The 22,944-nt window shown below is 60.4% G+C and carries 18 protein-coding genes; 4 read left to right on the top strand and 14 right to left on the bottom strand.

Translation table 11 applies throughout. The annotated features are described in order from the left end of the window. Positions 1 to 67 precede the first annotated feature (67 nt). The 7 genes from QRN36_RS00670 to QRN36_RS00640 all read right to left on the bottom strand — a co-directional run bounded on the left by QRN36_RS00670 (position 68) and on the right by QRN36_RS00640 (position 9,442). Positions 68 to 757 carry a DUF4197 domain-containing protein gene (locus QRN36_RS00670; protein WP_285422386.1) on the bottom strand — a complete coding sequence of 230 codons (690 nt, stop codon included), beginning with the start codon at positions 755 to 757 and terminating at the stop codon, positions 68 to 70. Between the two features lie 40 nt (positions 758 to 797). Next, a complete protein-coding gene (locus QRN36_RS00665) occupies positions 798 to 1,196 on the bottom strand; it encodes a YbaY family lipoprotein (RefSeq protein WP_093463266.1) in 399 nt (132 codons plus the stop codon). Positions 1,197 to 1,259: 63 nt separating this feature from the next. Beyond that, positions 1,260 to 3,752 carry a glycerol-3-phosphate 1-O-acyltransferase PlsB gene (gene plsB, locus QRN36_RS00660; protein ID WP_285422385.1) on the bottom strand — a complete coding sequence of 831 codons (2,493 nt, stop codon included), beginning with the start codon at positions 3,750 to 3,752 and terminating at the stop codon, positions 1,260 to 1,262. Between the two features lie 413 nt (positions 3,753 to 4,165). After that, positions 4,166 to 4,543: a hypothetical protein gene (locus QRN36_RS00655; RefSeq protein ID WP_285422384.1), complete on the bottom strand. Its 378-nt coding sequence runs from the start codon at positions 4,541 to 4,543 to the stop codon at positions 4,166 to 4,168. 64 nt (positions 4,544 to 4,607) lie between these two features. Then, on the bottom strand, positions 4,608 to 5,417 hold the full coding sequence (locus QRN36_RS00650; protein WP_093463276.1) for a putative RNA methyltransferase: 810 nt from the start codon (positions 5,415 to 5,417) through the stop codon (positions 4,608 to 4,610). Beyond that, positions 5,417 to 6,568 carry a succinyl-diaminopimelate desuccinylase gene (dapE, locus tag QRN36_RS00645; RefSeq protein ID WP_285422383.1) on the bottom strand — a complete coding sequence of 384 codons (1,152 nt, stop codon included), beginning with the start codon at positions 6,566 to 6,568 and terminating at the stop codon, positions 5,417 to 5,419. The genes QRN36_RS00650 and dapE overlap by 1 nt, the downstream gene beginning before the upstream one ends. A 285-nt stretch (positions 6,569 to 6,853) precedes the next feature. Beyond that, positions 6,854 to 9,442 (bottom strand): glycosyltransferase family 2 protein, encoded by a 2,589-nt coding sequence (locus QRN36_RS00640; RefSeq protein WP_285422382.1) that lies wholly within the window; start codon positions 9,440 to 9,442, stop codon positions 6,854 to 6,856. A 228-nt stretch (positions 9,443 to 9,670) separates the two neighbouring features. Between QRN36_RS00640 and tcdA the strand changes: the two genes are divergently transcribed. After that, positions 9,671 to 10,501 carry a tRNA cyclic N6-threonylcarbamoyladenosine(37) synthase TcdA gene (gene tcdA, locus QRN36_RS00635; protein WP_285422381.1) on the top strand — a complete coding sequence of 277 codons (831 nt, stop codon included), beginning with the start codon at positions 9,671 to 9,673 and terminating at the stop codon, positions 10,499 to 10,501. Positions 10,502 to 10,639: 138 nt separating this feature from the next. Here tcdA and QRN36_RS00630 read toward each other — a convergent pair whose 3' ends face one another. From QRN36_RS00630 to QRN36_RS00615, 4 genes are all read right to left on the bottom strand, one after another. Next, complete coding sequence (locus tag QRN36_RS00630; protein WP_285422380.1) at positions 10,640 to 11,044, bottom strand: SufE family protein; 405 nt, start codon at positions 11,042 to 11,044, stop codon at positions 10,640 to 10,642. Beyond that, a complete protein-coding gene (locus QRN36_RS00625; RefSeq protein WP_285422379.1) occupies positions 11,041 to 12,246 on the bottom strand; it encodes an aminotransferase class V-fold PLP-dependent enzyme in 1,206 nt (401 codons plus the stop codon). Before QRN36_RS00625 ends, QRN36_RS00630 begins: the two co-directional genes overlap by 4 nt. A 124-nt stretch (positions 12,247 to 12,370) precedes the next feature. Further along, entirely contained in the window at positions 12,371 to 13,405 is a 1,035-nt protein-coding gene (dapD, locus tag QRN36_RS00620) for a 2,3,4,5-tetrahydropyridine-2,6-dicarboxylate N-succinyltransferase (RefSeq protein ID WP_093463290.1), read from the bottom strand. A 31-nt stretch (positions 13,406 to 13,436) separates the two neighbouring features. Next, a complete protein-coding gene (locus QRN36_RS00615; protein WP_285422378.1) occupies positions 13,437 to 13,799 on the bottom strand; it encodes an ArsC family reductase in 363 nt (120 codons plus the stop codon). A 230-nt stretch (positions 13,800 to 14,029) separates the two neighbouring features. On the opposite strand from QRN36_RS00615, the gene QRN36_RS00610 reads away from it, so the two are divergent. Further along, the gene (locus tag QRN36_RS00610; RefSeq protein WP_285422377.1) at positions 14,030 to 15,676 is read left to right on the top strand and encodes a Na+/H+ antiporter; all 1,647 of its coding nucleotides are present in this window, start codon (positions 14,030 to 14,032) and stop codon (positions 15,674 to 15,676) included. 149 nt (positions 15,677 to 15,825) lie between these two features. Here QRN36_RS00610 and dapC read toward each other — a convergent pair whose 3' ends face one another. From dapC to map, 3 genes are all read right to left on the bottom strand, one after another. Then, positions 15,826 to 17,019, bottom strand: coding sequence for a succinyldiaminopimelate transaminase (gene dapC, locus QRN36_RS00605; protein ID WP_285422376.1), 1,194 nt, complete (start codon positions 17,017 to 17,019; stop codon positions 15,826 to 15,828). An 82-nt stretch (positions 17,020 to 17,101) separates the two neighbouring features. Continuing rightward, positions 17,102 to 19,801 carry a [protein-PII] uridylyltransferase gene (locus tag QRN36_RS00600; protein ID WP_285422375.1) on the bottom strand — a complete coding sequence of 900 codons (2,700 nt, stop codon included), beginning with the start codon at positions 19,799 to 19,801 and terminating at the stop codon, positions 17,102 to 17,104. Positions 19,802 to 19,852: 51 nt separating this feature from the next. Beyond that, the gene (gene map, locus QRN36_RS00595) at positions 19,853 to 20,635 is read right to left on the bottom strand and encodes a type I methionyl aminopeptidase (RefSeq protein WP_285422374.1); all 783 of its coding nucleotides are present in this window, start codon (positions 20,633 to 20,635) and stop codon (positions 19,853 to 19,855) included. Between the two features lie 338 nt (positions 20,636 to 20,973). Here map and rpsB point away from each other — a divergent pair, with 338 nt between their 5' ends. Then, complete coding sequence (rpsB, locus tag QRN36_RS00590; RefSeq protein ID WP_074752735.1) at positions 20,974 to 21,714, top strand: 30S ribosomal protein S2; 741 nt, start codon at positions 20,974 to 20,976, stop codon at positions 21,712 to 21,714. Positions 21,715 to 21,900: 186 nt separating this feature from the next. Next, positions 21,901 to 22,764 carry a translation elongation factor Ts gene (gene tsf, locus QRN36_RS00585; RefSeq protein ID WP_285422373.1) on the top strand — a complete coding sequence of 288 codons (864 nt, stop codon included), beginning with the start codon at positions 21,901 to 21,903 and terminating at the stop codon, positions 22,762 to 22,764. Positions 22,765 to 22,944 lie beyond the last annotated feature (180 nt).

Genomic DNA, 22,944 nt, shown 5'->3' with positions numbered 1-22,944 from the left:
ACTTTCAGCGAACAAGCGCTTCTGCAGGTGGGGTCGGTCGAACGCGCCGACCGCACCTGGCCCCGCATTACAAAGCGCCGAACACCTTTTTCGCCAGGCCCGTCGCTGCCGCGGCCGGATTGGCGCGGATGCCTTCTTCCTGTTTGGCGATCATCTCGAACAGGCCATCCAGCGCCTTTTCGGTGACATAGCCTTCGATGTTCGAGTTCTTCGCGTCCAGCACGCCGAGGGTCGCGGCTTGACCGGCGAACGAGTTGTACTGCTGCGCCAGGCCGACCTTGTCCGTGGCTTGTTTGACGATTGGCAGGAACTTGGCGCGGATCTGCTCGCGGCTGGATTTGTTCAGGTACTGGGTCGCCGAATCCTTGCCGCCGCTCAGAATGCCTTTGGCGTCGGACACGCTCATCTTTTTCACGGCATCGACCAGCAGCGCCTGAGCCTGCGGTACGGCGGCCTCGGCGGCCTGGTTCATGCTGGTTTCCAGCTGGTCGACCTGCGCGCCCATGCCGAACTGCTTCATCTTCTTGGCGACCTTGCCCAGATTGCCCGGCAGCTCGATGCGCACATCCTTGTTGTTGCTGAAGCCGCCCGGCACGCCCAGCTGTTTCACTGCGATCTGCGCGCCTTGGGTCAAGGCGTCTTTCAGGCCGCCGGTCGCGTCCGATTGCGACAGGTCACCCAGCGACAGCGCGAAGGCGCTGGCCGACAGCAACAGTCCGGCGCACAGGCCAGTGAACGAGAGAGAGCGAAGCAGCATGGGGCGTGTCCTTTTCAAATGTTGGGTAAATCGGGATCGACTAGTGCGCCGGATTCACGCGGATCTTCACCGGCGGCTTTTCTTCCAGGGTCAGGTCCACAGTGTAGCGTTCGGTGCTGACCAGCAGCGGCTGACCATCGACTTCGATGCGCGCACTGACGGCGTAGGTGTGGCCCGGCTGAACCAGTTTCTGGTCGTAGGTCAGGTGGAACGGCAGCGGCACCTGGCCTTTGATCGGGCCGCTCTGGCTGGCGAGCGTCTGGGCCGGTGCATCGGCGCGGGACACATCCTGCAAGGTGACTTTCAGCGTTGCGGTGGGCGGCAGGGCCATGCGTTGCAGGTAAAACACCTCGCCGTCGACAGAGCCGGGCAGGTTGTCCGGGGCATTGGCGCAGGCTGCCAGTACGGTAGCCATCAGGGTCAGCAGTACGTGTTTCATGGGATGCAACTCCTTATCGCGCAGCGTCGGATCGGCCGCCGCCACGCGGGCATTGAACAGGGTCTAGGCGCTCGGGCCTGTTTCTACGACCTCGTCATTGCGATGCAGTGCCACTTGACGAATCGACAAACGGATTTCAGCTGGCAATACCCGTTTGGCTGCACCTTCAGCCAGTTCGCCGAGCAGTTCGTGATAGCCCAGTTTGCCGGCCTCGTCCTTGCGCAGGACGTCCTGATCCAGCAGCGTTTGAATGAAGTGGCGGAACAGGCTCTTGTCGAAGAATTCCGGGGCATTCAGGCCATGCAGGATCGACAGGCGCTGGGCCATGATCGTGCACAGGTCTTCGAGTTCTTCGGCGGTCAGGGTGTGTTGGCCACTGTTGAGCAGCAGCGAAATCGCCATATAGAAACGCTGCAGGGTCTGCGCGATGGCGCGCGACAGCAAGGTCAGCAGCACGAAGTGCCGCGAACTCGGTGCCGGCCGCAGGTACACGTCCTTCTCGAAGCGCAGCAGCCCTTGCTCGACGAAAGCCGCCAGCCATTGGTCGATCACGGCGTCCAGATCGTCGAGCGACCAGCGAATGAACAACTCCGATTGCAGATACGGATACAACGCACGGGCGAAGCGCAGGATCTGCTCGCGGCTCATCCGTGACGAGCTCTGGAAGAAGCTGGCCAGCAGCGAGGGCAGCGCGAAGATGTGCAGGACGTTGTTGCGGTAGTACGTCATCAGGACCGCATTCTGCTCATCCAGATACAGAATCTTGCCCAGCGCGTCCTTTTGCTCGGACAACAGGTCCATGCCTTTGACGTGCTCGATCAGCGCCCGACCGTCGCCCTCGGGCAAGGTGGTATGCGGCGAGTAGGGCACCTGGCGCAGCAGCGTCAGATACAGATCCAGCACACGGGCCAGCGCCTGATCGTCCAGCGCGTGCTTGTGGGTGGAGAGCAAGGCCAGCGCCACCAGATTGACCGGGTTGACCGCTGCTGCTTCATTCAGATGCTGCGCGACGCGCTCCCCGAGGCGATGAGTGGTCTCGTTCAGCCACGCGGGTTTGAACAGTGGCCCAAGGCTCTGACTGCGCCAGTCCGGTTGTTCGTGATCGAGGAAGTCGGTCAGCCGGATCGGCTCGCCGAAGTTCACCGACACCTGGCCAAAACGCTGTTTGAGCGCGCCGATGACTTTGAAAATGTCAAAAATCGACTCTTTTTTCTTCGCAGCGCCACGCAGTTCGCCGAGGTAGGTACGCCCTTCGAGCACGCGCTCGTAACCGATGTAGACCGGCACGAAGACGATCGGCATCCGCGAATTGCGCAGAAAGCTGCGCAGCGTGATGGCCAGCATGCCGGTCTTCGGTTGCAGCATGCGTCCGGTGCGCGAGCGTCCGCCTTCGACGAAGTACTCCACCGGAAAACCCTTGGTGAACAGGGTGTGCAGGTACTCGTTGAACACTGCGGTGTACAACGGATTGCCCTTGAACGTGCGACGCATGAAAAACGCGCCGCCACGACGCAGCAGGCTGCCGATCACCGGCATGTTGAGGTTGATGCCGGCGGCGATGTGCGGTGGCGTCAGGCCGTTGCGAAACAGCAGATACGACAGCAACAGATAGTCGATATGGCTGCGGTGGCACGGCACATAAATGATCTCGTTGCCTTGGGCGACGTTCTGCACGCCTTCCAGATGACTGACCTTGATGCCGTCGTAGATCTTGTTCCAGAACCAGCTGAGCACCACTTCCAGGAAACGGATGGCGGTGTAGGTGTAGTCCGAGGCGATTTCGTTGCCGTAGTGCAGCGCCTTTTCGCGGGCCTTGGCCTCAGGGATTTTCTCCCGCGCCGCCTCATCGAGAATGGCCTGCCTGACCAGCGGGTCCGCCACCAGCCCTTTGACCAGATTGCGCCGATGGGACAGATCCGGTCCGATGACGGCGGTTTTCAGATTCCGGAAATGCACCCGCAGCAGACGCTGTGCCATGCGCACGGTGCGCTCGTAACCTTTGTTTTCGTCGACCAGCTCGCGCAGGTGAATGGGCGCGGAGAACTGCACGCGGGTCTTGCGCCCCAGAATCAGAATGGTGATGAACTTGCGCAGGCGCCCGGTCACGGCCCAACTGTCGGCGAACAGCAGTTTCCACGGGCTGTCTTCCTTGTCCGGAGATTGCCCCCAGAACACGCTTACCGGAATGATCTGCGCGTCTTCGGCGGCATTCTGGCTGACCGCACCGACGAGTCGTTCAAGCGTCGGCGGTGCGCCGCGTTTGTCCTGACGCCCGAGCCAGTCAGGCTCCGGGGTCAGGTAAAAGAACGCCGCAAGTTCCGAGAGATTGCCCACCACCACCGACAGCACAGGCCGCGGAAGACCGGCTTTGCGGCATTCGCGATCAAGGACCGCCAGATCGCTCAACGACGGGTTTTGCAGCGCGTAAAACACAGGGCGGCTGCGATCCAGATTGAGGGTGAACGACGACTGATTGATTGTCTCCGACCGTACCCACAGGTACAGCAGGCGGCGCAGGGTGCCAAACACAAGGCGACGAAACGGGGAGCGGGTCATACGAATTCTGCTGAAAGGGGCCGGGCCCACGAGGCGGCCAGTTTGCCGCATATGGCGGGGATGGGCAAAGTTGGGCACAAGGTGAGATTGCAGGGCCTGCAGTGGGAATGAGCTCGCTCACCAAGACGCGGGTGCATCCGCCACCAAGTCGGCGGTTGGAAAGCCACTGCATCTACACAACATGCACCGACCCATTCCCGGCTAAAGCCGGTCCTACAGACGCTGCAAACATTTCGTAGGACCGGGTCTAGCCGGTCTCACGGACGCTACGAGCTTTTCGTTGGACCGGCTTTAGCCGGGAAGGCGTCCAGCGTCATGTCGCTGATCGAAGGGGCGTTAAAGACAGTTGGCTCGCTGCCACAGGTCACAGGCACCTACATATGAAGAGGGTGCGCTGTAAGGGTTGCCAAGGTCTATGACGTGCGCCAAGTGATCTCTTCTTCGCCGTCGGCACTGATGCGAATCCAGCGGTCGGCGTCCTCTTCGTTTTCTTCCTCGACCCACGTTCCCGGCGCGCAGCGAACTTCGACGTTCAGCGCGGCGAAGGCGGCGCGGGCGCAGGCAATGTCGTCTTCCCACGGCGTCCTGTCGCTGTCCAGGCACAAGCTGTTCCACTTGCCGACAGCCTTGGGAATCCAGGTCACGGGAATGTCGCCCGCCTTGCACTTCCAGGTCTGGCCTTTCTGGACCCATTCGCTGCACGGGCCGATGTCAGCAGTCAGCCAGGTGGTGATGGCTTTGTGATCGACGTCGGCATCTTTCAGGTAGATTTCAATATCGGGTTGGCGCATGGATGCCTCGTGAGTGTTCTGGAAAATCCATTCGCGGATTCAGTCTGTGTACGTTGCAGGCGGATCATTGCAGCACGAAATAATCGTAGCGCATCGACACCGTGACCTCGAAGGGCGCGGCCTGCTCGATCACGTTCGCCCGGCGTTCGGCACTCGCGCGCCAGCCGTGCGGCGTCATGGCCAGCAAGTTGGCCCGAGACTGGCCGTCGGGCAGCGTCAGCGTGAAGCGCAGGGTTTCGCTGTGCTGCAGGCTCATGCCGTCGGGCACCAGCGCCAGGTGTTTGTCATCGGCGTAGTCACGGACTTCGTCGTACAGGCGTTGGCGCAGTTCCATCAAGTGTTCGTTGGTCGGCCCTACACGCATGAGCCCGCCGCCAGGGGAAAGCAGGCGCCTGGCTTCGGCCCAGTCCAGCGGGCTGAACACACTGGCGATGAATTGAATGCTGGCGTCTGGCAGCGGTACGCGGGCCATGCTGGCGATCAACCACGTCAGCCGGGGGTCGCGCTTGCACGCTCGCTTGACTGCCTCGCGCGAAATATCCAGCGCGTAGCCATCGCCTTGTGGAAGTGCTTCGGCGATCTGTGCGGTGTAGTACCCCTCGCCACAGCCGATGTCCAGCCAATGCGCGGGCGCGCGTTCGGCAGCCAGTTCGGCAAGGCGCTTTGCGACCGGCGCGTAGTGACCGGCGTTGAGAAAGTCGCGGCGCGCTTCGACCATCGCCTGGTTGTCGCCAGGGTCGCGGCTGTTCTTGTGCTGCACCGGCAGCAGGTTCAGGTAACCCTGGCGCGCGCGATCGAAGCGATGTCCCACAGGACACACGACGCCGTTATCCGCTGAGTCCAGCGGTGCGGAGCAGATCGGACAAGTCAGCATCAGGCGAGCAACTTGACCAGCGTCTGATAGTAGATCTCGGTCAGTACATCGAGATCGCTCGCCAGGATGCGCTCGTTCACCTGATGAATCGTCGCGTTCACCGGGCCCAACTCGACGACCTGAGTGCCCAGAGTGGCGATGAATCGACCATCGGACGTGCCGCCGCTGGTGGACGCCTTGGTCTCGCGCCCGGTGACGCTCTTGATGCTTGCCGACACCGCATCGAGCAGCGCGCCCGGTTCGGTGAGAAAGGGCAGGCCCGAAAGCGCCCAGTCCACGTGCCATTCCAGGCCGTGCTTGTCGAGAATGTCTGCCACGCGTTTCTGCAGGCCTTCGACGGTGGATTCGGTGGAGAAACGGAAGTTGAAGACGGCCGTCAGATCACCCGGAATCACGTTGGTCGCGCCCGTGCCGGAATTGAGATTGGAGATCTGGAAGCTGGTCGGTGGGAAGAACGCATTGCCCGCGTCCCAGTGCTCGGCCGCGAGTTCAGCGAGGGCCGGAGCGGCCTGATGAATGGGATTCCTGGCCAAGTGCGGATAAGCCACATGACCCTGCACGCCCTTGACCGTCAGGGTGGCGCCGAGGGAGCCGCGACGACCGTTTTTCACCACATCGCCCACCAGTGTGGTGCTCGACGGCTCGCCGACGATGCACCAGTCCAGACGCTCTTTGCGCGCTGCCAGTCGTTCGACGACAGCCTTGGTGCCGTGATGCGCAGGGCCTTCTTCGTCGCTGGTGATCAGGTAGGCGATCTTGCCCTTGTGGTTCGGGTATTCGGCGACAAAGCGCTCGGTGGCGACGATCATCGACGCCAGGCTGCCTTTCATGTCCGCCGCGCCGCGCCCGCACAACATCCCGTCTTCGTCGATGAGTGCATTGAACGGATCGTTCTGCCAGGCCGTCACGGGGCCGGTCGGGACGACGTCGGTGTGACCGGCGAAGCACAAGACCGGACCCTCTTCGGTGCCGTGGGCGGCCCAGAAATTGTCGACGTCCTCGATGCGCATCGGCTCCAGCGCGAAGCCGGCATCGCCCAGGCGTTTCATCATCACGGCCTGACAATCGGCGTCGAGTGGCGTGACCGATGGGCGACGAATCAGGTCGCAGGCGAGTTGCAGAGTAGGCGAGAGGTCGGCTGGGGCTGTCATGAAAGGTCCGTAAAAAGAGACTGTCTGGCTGTGCAAACGTGGCAGGTAAATCGTGGGTCGATGAACCGATGATATTCCTGTGGGCGTAAGCCTGCTCGCGAAGCCGGACCGCCAGACGCCAAATCGATGTCTGACCGGCCTCTAAGCAAGCTGGCTCGCACCCACGGGATCACGCTGCGGATCGAACCGCGCGCCACGTTGCTGCACTGCGAAGCTGAAAAAGGCCGCCATTCTAAAGCAAAACGGCGACCCGAAGGCCGCCGTTTAGTACAGCACTCGATTGTTTCAGGCTGTAGCGGGTTCTGTGGCTGCCTTGGGCTTGGGCAGCGACGACAGGAACGCCATGATCAGCGCGGCCAGATAAGGCAGCGATTGAACCAGCAGCATCGTCACCCAGAAGCGCATGTCGTTGCTGGGCAGGCCTTGCACCAGGCAAATGCCCAGCGCCGCGCCCCACAACAGCAGCATGATGAACAGCTCCTCGCGGGCCTCGGAAATGGCCACCAGCAGGCCATGGCTGTCGGCGTTTTTCGGCGTCCGGAAGAACGGAATGCTGGTGGTGAAGAAGCCATACAGCACCGCTTTGGCGATGGTGTGCGACAGCGCCAGCCCTGCGAGGGCGGCGTAGAACGCGTCCTTCAGGTTCACGCCCACCGCGCGTCGGTAGAGGAAAATGATCTTGCCGACCTTGAAGAAGAACAGCGCCAGCGGCGGGATCGCGAAAATCAGCAGCGGCGGGTCGACTCGATTGGGCACGATGATCATCGCCGAGGACCACAGCAATGCACCGACGGTGAAGAAGATGTTCATGCCGTCCGCCACCCAGGGCAGCCAGCCTGCAAGGAAGTGGTAGCGCTGGCCGCGGGTCAGTTCGCTGCCCTTGCCGCGCAACAGGCTGGCGGCGTGGCGCTTGATGATCTGAATCGCGCCGTAGGCCCAGCGGAAACGCTGCTTCTTGAAATCGATAAAGGTGTCCGGCATCAGCCCTTTGCCGAAGCTGTTGTGAGCGTACGCCGCCGAATAGCCCTTCTCGAACACGCGCAGGCCCAATTCTGCATCCTCGCAGATGCACCAGTCTGCCCAGCCCAACTCCTCAAGCACCGAACGGCGGGTCATGGTCATGGTGCCATGCTGAATGATCGCGTCGCGGTCGTTGCGGGTGACCATGCCGATGTGGAAGAACCCTTTGTATTCCGAATAGCAGAGCTTTTTGAACGCGCTTTCGTGTTGATCGCGATAATCCTGCGGCGACTGCACCACCGCGATTTTCGGATCGGCAAAGTGCGGCACCATGTGCTTGAGCCAGTTGCGGTCCACGCAGTAATCCGAATCGATCACCGCAATCACCTCTGCATCGGGCGCGGTGTGGGGAATCAGGTAGTTCAGCGCACCCCCTTTGAAGCCTGCCAATGGCGCCACGTGGAAGAATTTGAAGCGCTCGCCGAGCATTTCACAATGCGCTTTGACGGGCTCCCAGACGGCCGGGTCCTTGGTGTTGTTATCGATCAGCAGCACCTCGAAATCCGGATAGTCCAGCGCGGCCAGGGCGTTGAGCGTCTGCTTCACCATCTCCGGAGGCTCGTTGTAACAAGGAACGTGCACCGAGACCTTGGGCCTGTAGGCGGTATCCGCTTCAACAGGCAGGAATTCGCGCCGACGCTTGTGCGTCCAGACCGCTTCTGCCAATTCGTGGGCCTCCGTGAGCAGTACGATGAACACACCAAATGCGCCCAGCGCCAGTAAAAATCCTACGAGCAGGCTGAACCAGGTGCTGTATTGCTGGCTGTAGTCATAGCCGATCCATACCAGCACCGATCCGCACAGGAACGCGATGAAGGTCAGGAAGGTCCGACCGCGTTGACGCAGCGCCGAGCCGTCGATCAACAGCAGCGCCAGCGCGAGCATGGCCAGCACCGCCGAGCCGATGGCCAGCACCCGCCACTGAGGAATCGCGACCACAGGGCCTTCAAAGTTGAATTTCTGTTGCCGGGCGGCGTTGTAAACGCCCCAATACGCGCCGACCGAGCCTTCGTCGCTGGCTTTCCACGGCTGATCGAAGGCCTCGATCACGAAGTAGTTAAAGCCCTGACGGTTGAGTTTGTTGACCAGCGTGCGCAGATAAATCGCCTGATCCGCCTGGGTGGCATCGGCCCCGCCGCGCATGTGCCCATTGCTCGGCCAGCCGACTTCGGACAGCAGCAGCGGTTTCTTGGGGAACATGTGCTTGAGCTCGCGTGCCCGGTCAAAAACGAACTGTCCGGCTTTGTCCATGGGGATGTATTCCCAGTACGGCAGGATGTGCGCGGCGATCAGGTCCACATGTTTCGCGAGTTCGGGATACTTCTCCCAGATGTGCCACTGCTCTGAGGTGGTAACCGGCACCTTCACTGCTGCGCGGACGCGGTCGAGGAGCGCGATCAGGTCCTTGGGCTTGATTTCCTCGCGATACAGCGCCTCGTTACCGACCACCACGCGCACTACGCTGCGGGTCGTGTTGGCGAGCGCGATGGCGGTATTGATTTCACGCTCGTTACGCTCAAGGTCCGGGCTGATCCAGATGCCGAGCGTCACGCGCAGGCCGAACTCTTCGGCCAGTCGAGGGATGTCCTGCAGACTGCCATCCACGGAGTAGATGCGGATGTTGTCAGTCTGTTTGCTCATCAGCTCCAGGTCTTGGCGCATTTCGTCGTCAGACGGATACACGCCTTTCTGTGGGTTTTGTCCCAGTCTGAAAGGTGAATAAGAGAACCCAGAGATTTGTTCAGGCCAGTCAGGGGCAGAGACAGGGCGATTGATCAATGCCCAGAAACCGGTAAAGAGCGCGGCGATCGCCACGACGACCACCAGGTTGAGACCAAATTTACGCGATGACATAGGGACTTCAGGTTCCAAGCGGGGAACGGAAAAACTGACGGACGCCCGCCAGCACGACCTTGGGCAGCTGACAAATGTTGAAGTTCTGTTCTGAAGAAAATGTAGTCCGTTTCTGCAGAGAGTTGTTTTGCGGAGGCAGCGTCTGATGGTTTTCAGACCAAACACCCCCACCAAACAGCTGTCCCAAACTCAGGCAAGGCCTATAATGCGCGCCGGTTTTTTGGGGTATTGGTCATGAGCACAGAAGATCCGCGGTTCGCTGGCATCGCCCGCCTGTATGGCATCGACGGGCTGGAGCGTTTGCGCGCTGCCCATGTGGCGGTCGTCGGCATCGGCGGCGTCGGTTCGTGGGCGGCCGAAGCCATGGCTCGCTGTGGCGTCGGGGAAATCTCGCTGTTCGACATGGACGACGTTTGCGTCAGCAACAGCAACCGGCAGTTGCACGCACTGACCAGCACCGTCGGCCGGCCCAAGGTCGAGGTCATGGCCGATCGCCTGCGTGAGATCAACCCGGACTGCGTCGTGCACGCCGTTGCCGACTTCGTCACCCGTGAAACCATGGCCGAATACATCACGCCGAACATCGATTGCGTCCTGGACTGCATCGACAGCGTGAACGCCAAGGCCGCTCTGATTGCCTGGTGCAAGCGTCGCAAGATCCAGATCATCACCACGGGCGGCGCGGGCGGACAGATTGACCCGACACTGATTCAGGTCTGCGATTTGAACCGCACGTTCAACGACCCGCTTGCTTCCAAGGTGCGGTCGACATTGCGTCGCGATTACGGGTTCTCACGCACCGTCACCCGCCATTACAGCGTGCCCTGCGTGTTTTCCACCGAGCAGCTTCGTTATCCCAAACCGGATGGCAGCATCTGCTTGCAGAAAAGCTTTGTCGGTGACGGCGTGAAGCTCGACTGCGCCGGTGGTTTTGGCGCCGTGATGATGGTCACCGCGACGTTCGGCATGGTGGCGGCCACCAAAGCGGTGGAAAAGATCGTGGCGGGCGTGCGGCGTCCAGCGGATCGGGTCAAGGCGAAAGCAGCCGCCGGGTCTTGAATGTCTGGCCTTGATCTTTGTAGGAGCAAACGCGCTCGCGAAGAATGAGGTCCGGACACTGAATCTACAGCGGGTGTACTGCCTTTTCTCGGGCACGCTCGCTCCCGCAATGAGCAGACATGGCGCGGGTGGCGCGATTCAACCCGCCAACTGCCGCATTTTCTGCAATACCGCATTCAAACCGTTGCTGCGTGACGGCGACAACTGGCGGCTGAGCCCCAGCTGATTGAACCAGTCCGCAAGATCGACCCGTTGCAGATCCTGCGCTGACAAGCCATTGACCCGGGCGAGCAGCAGGGCGACCAGACCACGAATCAGGCGCGCGTCGCTGGCCGCGCGAAACTGCCAATGACCGTCAATCACATCGCCGAGCAGCCAGACCTTGCTCTCGCAACCGTCCACCAGATGCTCGTCGGACTTTTCCTGGTCGGCAAAGGGCGGCAGGCGATCCCCCCATTGCATCAGAAGACGTGCGCGTTGTTCCCAGCTCATCGGGGCGCCGAAGGTTTCCAGCGCGGTCTGCGCCAGTGGCGGAAGGTTCATCGCAGCAACTCCAGCGCCTGATCCAGTGCGTTGAAGAAGTGCGCCAAATCCTCCGAGTCGTTGTACAGACCCAGTGACACCCGGATTGCGCCAGCGAGCCCGAGGCTGCTGATCAGCGGAATTGCGCAGTGATGGCCGGCGCGCACCGCGATGCCCTGCTCAGTCAGCAAGTGGGCGAGATCGGCATTGTGAACGCCCTCGATCACGAAGCTTGCCAGCGCCACGCTCGGATCACCCAACAGCCGAACGCCTTCGCGCAACAGCAGCCCGGCACACAGCAGATCGTGCAGCCTCGCCTCGTGTTCGGCCACCGCCGTTTGATTGACATCGTTCAGGTAGTCGAACGTGGCGCCAAGGCCAATCACCGCGCTGATAGGCGGAGTGCCCGCCTCGAAGCCCAGCGGAGCAGGACGGAAGGTTGCGTCCAGATAACCGGCCTGCAGAACCATCTCGCCACCGAACTGCCAGTGTCGCAGCTGCGCCAGCGCCTGATGGCGACCGAACAGCACGCCCACACCATCCGGGCCATACAGCTTGTGACCGGAGAACACATAGAAGTCGCAATGCATGGCCTGGACGTCGTGACGTCCATGAACCACGCCTTGCGCGCCGTCGATCACCGTCAAGGCGCCTTGGGCGCGAGCCAGTGCGATCAGTTGAGCAACCGGCTGCCAGGTGCCGAGCACATTGGACAACTGACCGACCGCCAGCAAGCGGGTACGCGAGCTGATCAGCGTAGCAGCGGCGTCGAGGTCGATCACGCCCTGCGTCGTCAGAGGCAGGACGACCAGCCGAGCCTGTCGACGTTTTGCCAGCTGTTGCCAGGGCAGCAGGTTGGCATGGTGCTCCAGCGCGCTGATGACGATCTCATCGCCCGCTTCAAAAAGATGTTCGAGCCCGTAGGCAAGCAGATTCAACGCAGACGTCGTACCGTGCGTAAAAACGACATGGCCGCTGTCGCCCGCATTCAACCATTCGCCCGCTTTGCGACGCGTATCCTCGAAGGCCTGAGTCGCCATCGCGCCGGGCAGGTGCTGGGCTCGATGAACGTTAGCAGCACCATTGGCGTAGTAATGTGCCATGGCGTCGATCAGGGCTTGAGGTTTTTGCGCGGTGGCGGCGCTGTCCAGATACGTCTGTCCTTGCCGCTGGAGGGCGTCGAGGGCAGGAAAGTCAGCGCGCCAGGGGGAAATGAGGGACATGAGAATCGTGCTCTCTCCACTGTGCAAGCGAATTCATACGGGCTGCATCAGCCGACAGGGGCGGGCAGAATCTGCCGTCCCTCGTCGAGCAATTGCCCACAATGAACCCGCTCACCCGAGTCGGTCAGTTGTGAGCGTGCAGCGCTTCGTTCAGCTCGATAGCCGACTTGTGGGATTTGCATTCCACGGCACCGGTTTGCGAGTTGCGACGGAACAGCAGATCAGGCTGACCGGCGAGGTCGCGGGCCTTAAGAACCTTGACCAGTTCGTTTTTCTCGTCCAGCAGGGCCACTTTGGTCCCCGCAGTGATGTACAGACCGGCTTCAACGGTATTGCGGTCGCCCAGCGGGATGCCGATACCGGCGTTCGCGCCGATCAGGCAGCCTTCGCCGACCTTGATCACGATGTTGCCGCCACCGGACAGCGTGCCCATGGTCGAGCAGCCGCCGCCCAGATCGGAACCCTTGCCAACGAACACTCCAGCCGACACGCGACCTTCGATCATGCCCGGGCCTTCGGTGCCGCCGTTGAAGTTCACGAAACCTTCGTGCATGACGGTTGTGCCTTCGCCGATGTAGGCACCCAGACGCACGCGAGCGGTGTCAGCGATACGCACGCCGGCCGGAACCACGTAGTCGGTCATTTTCGGGAATTTGTCGACGGAGAACACTTCCAGCAGCTCGCCCTTCAGACGCGCTTCCAGCTGACGCTGCGCCAGTTCGGCCAGATCGATTGCGCCCTGGCTGGTCCAGGCCACGTTCGGCAGCAGGGGGAACACGCCCGCCAGGCTCAGACCGTGCGGCTTGACCAGGCGATGGGACAGCAGGTGCAGCTTCAGGTACGCCTCAGGCGTGGACGTCAGCGCAGCGTCTTCGGCCAGCAGCGTTGCAACCAGCGGCTTGTGGCTTTCAGCCAGACGGGTCAGCAGAGCGGCTTGCGAAGCATCGACGGATTTCAGTGCTTCAGCCAGTTTCGAGGCCAGATCGGTGTTGAAACTGATGGCCTGATTGCCACCGGTGTAGCCGAGGATCGGGGCGACTGCGGCGACGATTTCAGCCGAAGGGTCAAGCAGCGGCAGGGCGTAGAAGACTTCCAGCCAGGTGCCTTGACGATTTTGGGTGCCAACGCCGAAGGCCAGGCTGAACAGAGAAGTGGACATGCAGATACCTCGTTATTTAGGGCTATCTCAATCAGGCGATAGCCGCAGCGTACAGTTCGGGTTTGAAACCAATCAGGGTTTTGCCGCCAAGATCGAGCACTGGGCGCTTGATCATCGACGGTTGGGCGAGCATCAGTTCAATCGCTTTTTCCTGGTCCAGGTCGGCTTTCTGCGACTCGTCCAGTTTGCGGAAGGTCGTACCTGCGCGGTTCAGTACCGTCTGCCAGCCGTGCTCGTTGCACCACTGGGTCAGGTGTTCGCGGTCGATGCCCAGCGTCTTGTAGTCATGGAAATCGTAGTTCACCGATTTTTCATCGAGCCAGGTGCGAGCCTTCTTCATCGTGTCGCACGCCTTGATTCCGTAGAGGTGCAATGTGTTGGTATTTTCGGCCATGAGCTTGCCCCCTTTGCAATGGTTGGAAAAAACGGTGACGGATTATGCCACGTACAAGCCGGTTGGGCGCGGCCTGGCAAGGGTTTCTGCATTGCAACCGACCTGCAGCGGTCTGGCCCTGACCTAAGTGTTAAGGCGAGGCGTCATGTTAAACCGCTAATATGGCACCTCGACGCTGCATCCAGCCGACTGGATGGCAGTCATCAGTCGCTCGCTCGGGGAAGCACGCAATGCAGACAGCCTATACCGTCCTTATCCTTCTGACGCTTGTGGGTGTCTCGCGATTACTGGCCCGTGTCATTCCCCTGCCGTTGCCCTTGGTGCAGATCGCCGCGGGCGCATTGCTCGCCTGGCCGACGCTGGGGCTGCACGTGGCGCTGGATCCCGAGCTGTTCCTGTTTCTGTTTCTGCCACCCTTGCTGTTTTCCGATGGCTGGCGCATGCCCAAGCGAGACTTCTGGCGCTATCGCGGGCCCATCCTCACGCTGGCGGTTGGTCTGGTTATCTTCACGGTCATAGGCGCCGGTTATTTCATTCACTGGTTGTTGCCCGCTGTCCCTCTGCCGGTAGCCTTTGCCCTGGCAGCCGTTCTGTCGCCGACCGACGCCGTTGCGGTGTCCGCCATCGCTCAGGATCGCCTGCCAGCGCCGATCATGCGGATGTTGCAGGGCGAGGCGCTGATGAACGATGCGTCTGGCCTGGTGACCTTCAAGTTCGCGCTGGCCGCAGCGATCACCGGCGTGTTCTCCATTGCCGATGCGAGCCTCAATTTCATCCTCGTCGCGTGCGGCGGCCTGGCCGTCGGCATCGCGCTCAGCTGGCTGGTAGGGCGGATGCGCAGCTGGATGATCACCCGCGGCTGGGATGATCCAGCGACCCACGTGGTATTCATGTTGCTGCTGCCGTTTGCTGCCTACGTGCTGGCGGAACGGCTGCAGGTTTCCGGCATCCTGTCCGCGGTGGCCGCAGGAATGATGCAAAGCTGGGTGGACCTGCTGCCGCGCCAGACCAGCACCCGGCTGCTCAACCGAAGCGTATGGACGTTGCTGGAGTTCGCGTTCAACGGCCTGATTTTCCTCCTGTTGGGCCTCCAGTTGCCGGACATCATTTCGGCCGTCACTGTCCACGAGGTCACGCTCTGGCCGACGCTGTTGTGGCGTTGCCTGGATGTGCTGGCCATTTTCGTGGTGCTGGCCGTGCTGCGTTATGTCTGGGTGCAAAGCATCTGGCGTCTGATGATCCGGATACGTCGTTGGCGCGGACGCGGCGACGGCTCGCTGGAGCTCTCGACCCGTTCGTCCCTGTTGTTGACGGTCGGTGGCGTGCGCGGGGCTGTGACGCTGGCCGGTACTCTGTCGGTGCCGATGCTGATCAGCGCGGGTATCGAGTTTCCCGAGCGTGACCTGCTGATATTCATTGCTGCCGGCGTCATCCTCATCTCCCTGGTGGTGGCCAGTATTGCCTTGCCGCTGCTGGTGCGCGGTCTGACCAGCGAGCCCGATCTGCGCCTGAAGCGAGAAGTGCGCGATGCCTGGAAACGCACGGCGGAAGCGGCGATCCACGCACTGGAAAATCCCGAGGTGGCGGATGCCACGACGTCTCCGGATGCCGCGCAGGCGGTACTGGCGACCGAGGTGAAGTCGCGCATCATGTCCGAGTACCGCCATCGGCTGGAGATGTTCAACGACACGGCCGAAGCCCAGGCACTGGCGTTTCAGATGGATCAAGTGGAGAAGCGCATGCGCATCAATGCCCTGCGTGCTCAACGACTGGAGCTTTACCGTCTGCATCGTCATCACCAGATCGGGGACGATGTGCTGGGCCAGATTCTGGCAGAGCTCGATCTTAACGAGGCCAATCTGGGGCCGGCCAAATAGGGCGGGCAGGTCTTGACGGAGTGGATGAGGCGCATCGGTGGACCTCCCTGTTCGAGCAGGATTGAAGGAGGTCCGATTATCCGGTGTGAAAGAAACGCGAGTGCACTACATATGTACCGCACCTTAAGTTTCTGAGGGCGGCACAATGGTCAACGTTGAACGAATGCGCGGATCCGCTCGGCTGCCTCGACACATTCGGCGAGCGGTGCAACCAGTGCCATGCGGACGCGCCCGGCACCCGGGTTGAAGCCCTCGACATCGCGGGACAGGTAAGAACCCGGCACGACAGTCACATGCTCGGTGACAAACAGGTCGCGGCAGAATGCTGCGTCATCGGTGCCGACGTTCGGCCAGAGATAGAAGCCACCGTCAGGGCGTTGCACGTCCATTACCGGAGAGAGGATTTCCAGCACCGCATCGAACTTTTCCCGGTACAGCGTCCGGTTGGCGCGTACGTGTTCTTCATCGTTCCATGCCGCGATGCTCGCCAATTGCGTCTGAACCGGCATCGCGCAACCGTGATAGGTCCGATAAAGCAGAAAGGCCTTGAGAATCTCGGCATCGCCGGCGACGAATCCTGAACGCAGTCCCGGCAGGTTGGAGCGTTTGGAGAGGCTGTGGAACACCACGCAACGCTTGAAATCCTGACGGCCCAGTTCGGCGCATGCGCTGAGCAGACCCGGTGGAGGCGCGTCCTCGTCGAAGTAAAGCTCGCTGTAGCATTCGTCGGCGGCGATCACGAAGTCGTATTCGTCGGCCAGCGCAATGAGCTTCTTCAACGTCTCAATGGGGATAAGCGCGCCCGTCGGGTTACCCGGCGAGCACAGGAAGAGAATCTGGCAGCGTTTCCAAACGTCAGCCGGCACGGCGTCGAAGTCAGGATTGAAGCCATGCTCTGCAAGGCACGGCAGGTAATGCGGCCTGGCACCGGCGAGGAACGCGGCGCCTTCGTAGATTTGATAGAACGGGTTCGGGCTGATCACCAGACCGTCATCGCTGCGATTGACCACCGTCTGGGTGAACGCGAACAGTGCTTCGCGCGTGCCGTTGACCGGCAGCACGTGCTTGTTAGCGTCCAGCCAGCCCTGCGGAACGCTGAAACGGCGCTCGCACCAGTTGGCGATGGCTTCACGCAGTGCAGGAATCCCGGCCGTGGTGGGGTAGACAGCCATCTGGTCCAAGTTGTCGGCCAGCGCCTTTGCGACGAACTCGGGCGATGTGTGCTTGGGTTCGCCGATCGACAGGGCGATCGGGCGCTTGTCAGGGTTGGGCGTGACGCTGCCAAGCAAGGCGCGGAGTTTTTCGAACGGGTAAGGCTGAAGCTGCTGCAGAGCGTTATTCATGTGCAATAGGTCTCAGGGAGCTGGGCGCCTGACATCCCGTATCAGAAGGTTCAGGCGCTGTTGAATCGGTTCGTCAGGGCGTTCAGATGCTGATGCGCAGTTCGCTGCCCGGTTCCGGGTTGACGCTCAGTTGCTGGACGATCGCGTCCTGCAGGCGGCGACACAGCTGGGGATCGGACAGCGGCTGGTTGTTTTCATCGGTCAGGAAGAAGACGTCTTCGACCCGCTCGCCCAGGGTGGCAATCTTGGCGTTCTGCAGAGACAGATCGAACTCCAGGAATATCTTGCCCACGCGGGCGAGGAGGCCGGGACGGTCCGGGGCGCTGAGCTCCAGCACGGTGACCGGACGCTGTGCGTCATTGGAAATCGTGACGACCGGGGCGAAGGCAAAGTGCTTGAGCTGACGGGGCACTCGACGCTTGATGATCGTCGGGTAGTCGTCCGGGTTGCGCAGCGCTTCAGTCAGCCCTTCGCGGATGGTCTTGATCCGCTCGGGATTATCGCCGATGGAGCCGCCGTCGCTGTCCAGCACGATGTAGGTGTCAAGGGTGAACTGGCTGGTAGACGTGATGACCCGAGCGTCGTGAATGTTCAGGTTCAACTGGTCCATCGCCGCTACGGTCACTGCGAAAAAGTCGTGCTGGTCCGGCGCGTAGATGAATATCTGCGTGCCGCCCTCGAATTCACGCTGCGTCGTCTCCTTGATCAACACCAGAGGACCGCCGTCGACGGGCTGCTGCAGGATTGCATCGCTGTGCCATGCAACGTCGCCCGCGGTGTGGCGCAAGAAGTAATCGTCGCCAAGCTGGGACCATAACTGCTCGACATCGTCGGGGTCTGTGCCGCTGCGCACCAATATGTCCAGCGCTGCGCTCTGCGTGCGACGGATCTGCTCCTCGCGGTCGACCGGGTTTTCCAGACCGCGTTTGAGCGCGCGTTTGGTCTCGGTGTAAAGCTGACGCAGCAAGCTGGCACGCCAGGAGTTCCACAACGTCGGATTCGTCGCGTTGATGTCGGCGATCGTCAGGACATAAAGGTAATCCAAATGCACCTCGTCGCCCACGAACTGAGCGAAGTCGTGGATGACTTGCGGATCGGACAGATCCTTGCGTTGCGCCGTGGTGGACATGACCAGATGGTTTTGCACCAGCCAGACGATCAACTGCGTGTCCCACTGCGGCAAGTGGTGGCGAATGCCGAAGGCTTCGGCGTCCACTGCACCGAGTTCTGAATGATCGCCGCCGCGACCTTTGCCGATATCGTGATAAAGGCCGGCCAGGTAGATCAATTCAGGCTTGGGCAGCTTGGCCATGAGCTTGCTTGCAAGCGGGAATTTCTCCGACACCTGGGTGTATTGAAGCTTACGCAGGTGTTTGATCAGATTCAGCGTGTGGGCGTCGACGGTATAAATGTGGAACAGATCGTGTTGCATCTGCCCGACGATGTGGCCGAACTCCGGCAGATAAAGGCCCAGAATGCCGTACCGGTTCATGCGACGCAGATTGCGGTGAATGCCGATCTCGCACTTGAACAGTTCGATGAACAGGCTGGTATTGCGGATATCGTTGCGGAAATCATCGTTGATCAGGTGCCTGTGTTCGCGCAGCAGGCGAATGGTGTCGGCACGCACGCCTTTGATTTCCGGGCGTTGCGCCATCAGCACGAATATCTCCAGCATCGCGAAGGGCGTGCGTTTGAAAACGTTCGCGTGGGTTGCCTCGATGTACCCGTCGTGGAGCTGGAAGCGCGAGTTGATCGATTCGGTGACGGTGTGCTCGTCATCGGAAAGGATCACTTCTTCGAAATGCTGAATGATCAGGTCGCTGAGTTGGGCGATGCTCATGACCACGCGGTAGTACTTCTGCATGAAGCGCTCTATGGCCAGCTTTGCGTCGCTGTCCTGGTAGCCGAGCAGGCGCGCGATGTTGGTCTGGTAGTCGAACAGCAGCCGGTCCTCGGAGCGGCCCGCCAGCATGTGTAGCGCGTAACGCACCTTCCAGAGAAATTCCTGAGACGACGCCAGCAGCGCGTTTTCGCTTTCCAGCAAAAAGCCCTGATCGGCCAGCGCGTGCAGATTGAGCGTGCCGTACTGGCGGCGCGCAACCCAGAGAATCGTCTGGATATCACGCAGACCGCCCGGCGAGCCCTTCACATTGGGTTCGAGGTTGTATTCGGTATCAAAATACTTGTGATGGCGGGTTTTCTGTTCGGCGCGTTTGGCCAGAAAGAATTCCTTGCTGGGCCACATCTCGCCAGTGCTGGTGACTTCCAGCATGCGCTGGCGCAGCCGCTCGGGTCCTGCGATGGTGCGGCTTTCCATGAGATTGGTGATCACGGTCAGATCAGCGCGAGCCTCGGTGGCACATTCGTCCACCGAGCGAACGCTCTGACCCACTTCCAGGCCGATGTCCCACAACAGCGTAAGGAAACGCTCAATGGAATCGCGGAAAACCTCATGATCGGCGCTGTCCAGCAGGATCAGCAGGTCGATGTCGGAATAGGGGTGCAGTTCGCCTCGGCCATACCCGCCCACCGCCAAAAGGGCGATGTCGGCGTCTTCGCTCCAGTCGAACTGGTCCCAGGCCTGCTGCAGAATATTGTCGACGAACCAGGCGCGGTCCTCGATCAGTCTGCGGATCTCCCGGCCTGATTTGAAGCGTTGGTCCAGCACCTCGCGGGCTTGACGTATGGCTTTCTTGAAGGCCGGGATGGGGCTGGCCTTGAGCGCCAGTTCGGCCTGGAACTGGCCGCGATCGAACAAATCTGGGTCCACCTGCGGCATCGAACTGCTTTCCTTCTATCTATATCGACCGTACTGGGTAGCGGCGTGGGATCAGGCCGAGACGCGGGCGATGGTGTCATCGCTGCGCAAGGTGAAGATCTCGTAGCCCGAAGCGGTCACCAGAATGGTGTGTTCCCACTGCGCCGACAGCTTGCGGTCCTTGGTGATGGCTGTCCAGCCGTCGCCAAGCAGACGCGTGTCAGCCTTGCCCTGGTTGATCATGGGCTCGATGGTAAAGGTCATGCCTTCCTTGAGCTCCATGCCGGTGCCGGCCTTGCCGTAATGCACCACTTGAGGTTCTTCGTGGAAGACCTTGCCGATGCCGTGGCCGCAGTATTCACGGACGACCGAGAAGCCATTCTTCTCTGCGTGCTTCTGGATCACCTCGCCGATGTCGCCAAGGTGCGCACCCGGCCTGACGACCTCGATGCCTTTATACAGACACTCCTGAGTCACACGCGACAGGCGCTCGGCCCACTCGGGCACTTTGCCCACATGAAACATTTTGCTGGTGTCGCCGTGGTAACCGTCCTTGATGACGGTCACGTCGATGTTCAGTACGTCGCCATCCTTGAGTGGCTTCTCGTTCGGAATGCCGTGGCAGACCACGTGATTGATCGAGGTGCAGATGGATTTCGGAAAACCCTTGTAATTCAGCGGCGCCGGAATGGCTTTCTGCTCATTGACGATGTAGTCATGGCAGATACGATCCAGCTCGTCGGTGGTGACGCCAGGCTTGACGTACGCCCCGATCATCTCGAGCACGTCGGCGGCGAGACGGCCGGCGATACGCATCTTTTCAATGTCTTCAGGGGTTTTGAGGGTAACGGTCATACAAGGCTCTCTCGGCGCGGCAGGGCCGCAGCTAAAACACGGAAAAACGCGATTCTACCAGACCGTCGCCGGGCGGGTTATCATCGCTTCCTTATATGCATGCCCGCGGCCGTGTCCATCGACGCGGCGAAGCATGAAAAAGCGTCTGAAAAACAGGATCTTATTTCGGGTTCCGTTATCAGAGCTTTTGTGATATAAAATGCGCCGCTTTACGGGGTACGTCCCGAAAGCTCAAACCCACACACGTGTCGACACGATGACCTGGGTGCCCTCGGCTCAAGCCGTTGGTTGGTCATTGGGATACGTGGAGGCCTAACCCGACTTATCAAGGAACTATCATGTCCCAAGTCAACATGCGCGATATGCTGAAGGCCGGTGTGCACTTCGGTCACCAAACCCGTTACTGGAATCCGAAAATGGGTAAGTACATTTTCGGCGCGCGTAACAAGATTCACATCATCAACCTTGAAAAAACCCTGCCTATGTTCAACGAAGCACTGACTTTCGTTGAGCGCCTGGCTCAGGGCAAAAACAAGATCCTGTTCGTCGGCACCAAGCGTTCCGCTGGCAAGATCGTCGCTGAAGAAGCAGCACGTTGCGGTTCGCCGTACGTCGATCACCGCTGGTTGGGCGGCATGCTGACCAACTTCAAAACCATCCGTGCTTCTATCAAGCGTCTGCGCGAGCTCGAAGTTCAGGCTGAAGACGGTACCTTCGCCAAGCTGACCAAGAAAGAGGCGCTGATGCGCACTCGCGATCTGGAAAAGCTGGATCGTAGCCTGGGCGGTATCAAGGATATGGGCGGTCTGCCAGACGCTCTGTTCGTTATCGACGTTGATCACGAGCGCATTGCTATCACCGAAGCCAACAAGCTGGGCATCCCGGTCATCGGCGTAGTCGATACCAACAGCAGCCCTGAAGGTGTTGACTACATCATCCCAGGCAACGATGACGCCATTCGCGCCATCCAGCTGTACATGGGTTCGATGGCTGATGCTGTCATCCGTGGTCGCAACAACGTTGCTGGCGGCACCGACGTTTACGTTGAAGAAGCTCCAGCGGCAACTGTTGAAGGCTGAGTAGCAAACGCCTGGCGTTTACTCAGTACGCAAAAAGGGGGCTAGGCCCCCTTTTTGCCACCTCGAAAACCATCTGGCGTTGCCATCGACCTGATGTCATGTGCAGCGGTCACCATGGCTTTTCAAGAATTTGAACGCCCGCCCAGCGGGTGGAATGGTTGAAGACCTATCCAAGAGGATTTTGAAATGGCAGAGATTACTGCAGCGTTGGTCAAAGAACTGCGCGAGCGTACTGGCGAAGGCATGATGGACTGCAAAAAGGCCTTGACCAAGGCCGGCGGCGACATCGAAAAAGCCATCGACGATATGCGTGCTTCGGGCGCAATCAAGGCCGCCAAAAAAGCAGGCAACATTGCTGCTGAAGGCGCCATCGCTATCAAGGACAACGGCAAGCGCGCCGTCCTGATCGAAGTCAACTCGCAGACCGACTTCCTGGCTCTGCAGGACGACTTCAAGACCTTCGTCGCTTCCAGCGTCGCAAAAGCATTCGAACAGCAAGACTTCACCGTCGAGCAGCTGATCGAAGCTCAGGAAACCGAGCGTACCGCTCTGGTTGCTAAGGTCGGCGAGAACGTCAACATTCGTCGTCTGGCGCGTGTTGAAGGTGACGTTCTGGGTTCCTACCTGCACGGCAACAAGATCGGCGTGGTCGTAGCCCTCAAAGGCGGCGACGCTGAACTGGCCAAAGACATCGCGATGCACGTTGCAGCCAGCAACCCTGAGTTCCTGCTGCCTTCCGACGTTTCGGCCGAAGCGATCGAGCGCGAGAAGAACGTCTTCCTGCAGCTGAACGAAGACAAGCTCAAAGGCAAGCCTGCCGATATCGCCGAGAAGATGGTTGCCGGTCGTATCAGCAAGTTCCTGGCTGAAGCCAGCCTGGTCGAGCAAGCGTTCGTCAAGAACCCGGAAATCAAGGTCGGCGAGCTGGCCAAGAAAGCCGGTGCTGAAATCGTATCGTTCACCTACTTCAAAGTAGGCGAAGGCATCGAGAAGCCAGTCGACAACTTCGCAGAAGAAGTTGCTGCTCAAGTAGCTGCTTCCAAGCAATAAGACGGTTCTCCAACTGTCGCCCCAAAGAGGCTGCCCGCTCACGCGCGCAGCCTCTTTGTCAAAACGGCACGCGGAATTTGTTTTTCAGGGGTTGCGGCTTACGAGGCTGCAATTTCCTCAGGTAGTAGCCTAGAGTTAGCGCAGCCGCACATGGCTGGTCGACTCGTCAGATTTTTTTTA

This window comes from Pseudomonas sp. efr-133-TYG-103a (assembly GCF_030209235.1).
Lineage (GTDB): Bacteria > Pseudomonadota > Gammaproteobacteria > Pseudomonadales > Pseudomonadaceae > Aquipseudomonas.
Note: the sequence above shows the minus strand (reverse complement) of the source record. Positions and strands in the feature narration are given on the sequence as shown.

Coding starts and splice junctions, on each gene's coding strand:
- QRN36_RS00670 (WP_285422386.1), bottom strand. CDS start 757: ATGCTGCTTCGCTCTCTCTCGTTCACTGGCCTGTGCGCCGGACTGTTG.
- QRN36_RS00665 (WP_093463266.1), bottom strand. CDS start 1,196: ATGAAACACGTACTGCTGACCCTGATGGCTACCGTACTGGCAGCCTGC.
- plsB (WP_285422385.1), bottom strand. CDS start 3,752: ATGACCCGCTCCCCGTTTCGTCGCCTTGTGTTTGGCACCCTGCGCCGC.
- QRN36_RS00655 (WP_285422384.1), bottom strand. CDS start 4,543: ATGCGCCAACCCGATATTGAAATCTACCTGAAAGATGCCGACGTCGAT.
- QRN36_RS00650 (WP_093463276.1), bottom strand. CDS start 5,417: ATGCTGACTTGTCCGATCTGCTCCGCACCGCTGGACTCAGCGGATAAC.
- dapE (WP_285422383.1), bottom strand. CDS start 6,568: ATGACAGCCCCAGCCGACCTCTCGCCTACTCTGCAACTCGCCTGCGAC.
- QRN36_RS00640 (WP_285422382.1), bottom strand. CDS start 9,442: ATGTCATCGCGTAAATTTGGTCTCAACCTGGTGGTCGTCGTGGCGATC.
- QRN36_RS00630 (WP_285422380.1), bottom strand. CDS start 11,044: ATGAACCTTCCGCCACTGGCGCAGACCGCGCTGGAAACCTTCGGCGCC.
- QRN36_RS00625 (WP_285422379.1), bottom strand. CDS start 12,246: ATGTCCCTCATTTCCCCCTGGCGCGCTGACTTTCCTGCCCTCGACGCC.
- dapD (WP_093463290.1), bottom strand. CDS start 13,405: ATGTCCACTTCTCTGTTCAGCCTGGCCTTCGGCGTTGGCACCCAAAAT.
- QRN36_RS00615 (WP_285422378.1), bottom strand. CDS start 13,799: ATGGCCGAAAATACCAACACATTGCACCTCTACGGAATCAAGGCGTGC.
- QRN36_RS00610 (WP_285422377.1), top strand. CDS start 14,030: ATGCAGACAGCCTATACCGTCCTTATCCTTCTGACGCTTGTGGGTGTC.
- dapC (WP_285422376.1), bottom strand. CDS start 17,019: ATGAATAACGCTCTGCAGCAGCTTCAGCCTTACCCGTTCGAAAAACTC.
- QRN36_RS00600 (WP_285422375.1), bottom strand. CDS start 19,801: ATGCCGCAGGTGGACCCAGATTTGTTCGATCGCGGCCAGTTCCAGGCC.
- map (WP_285422374.1), bottom strand. CDS start 20,635: ATGACCGTTACCCTCAAAACCCCTGAAGACATTGAAAAGATGCGTATC.
- rpsB (WP_074752735.1), top strand. CDS start 20,974: ATGTCCCAAGTCAACATGCGCGATATGCTGAAGGCCGGTGTGCACTTC.
- tsf (WP_285422373.1), top strand. CDS start 21,901: ATGGCAGAGATTACTGCAGCGTTGGTCAAAGAACTGCGCGAGCGTACT.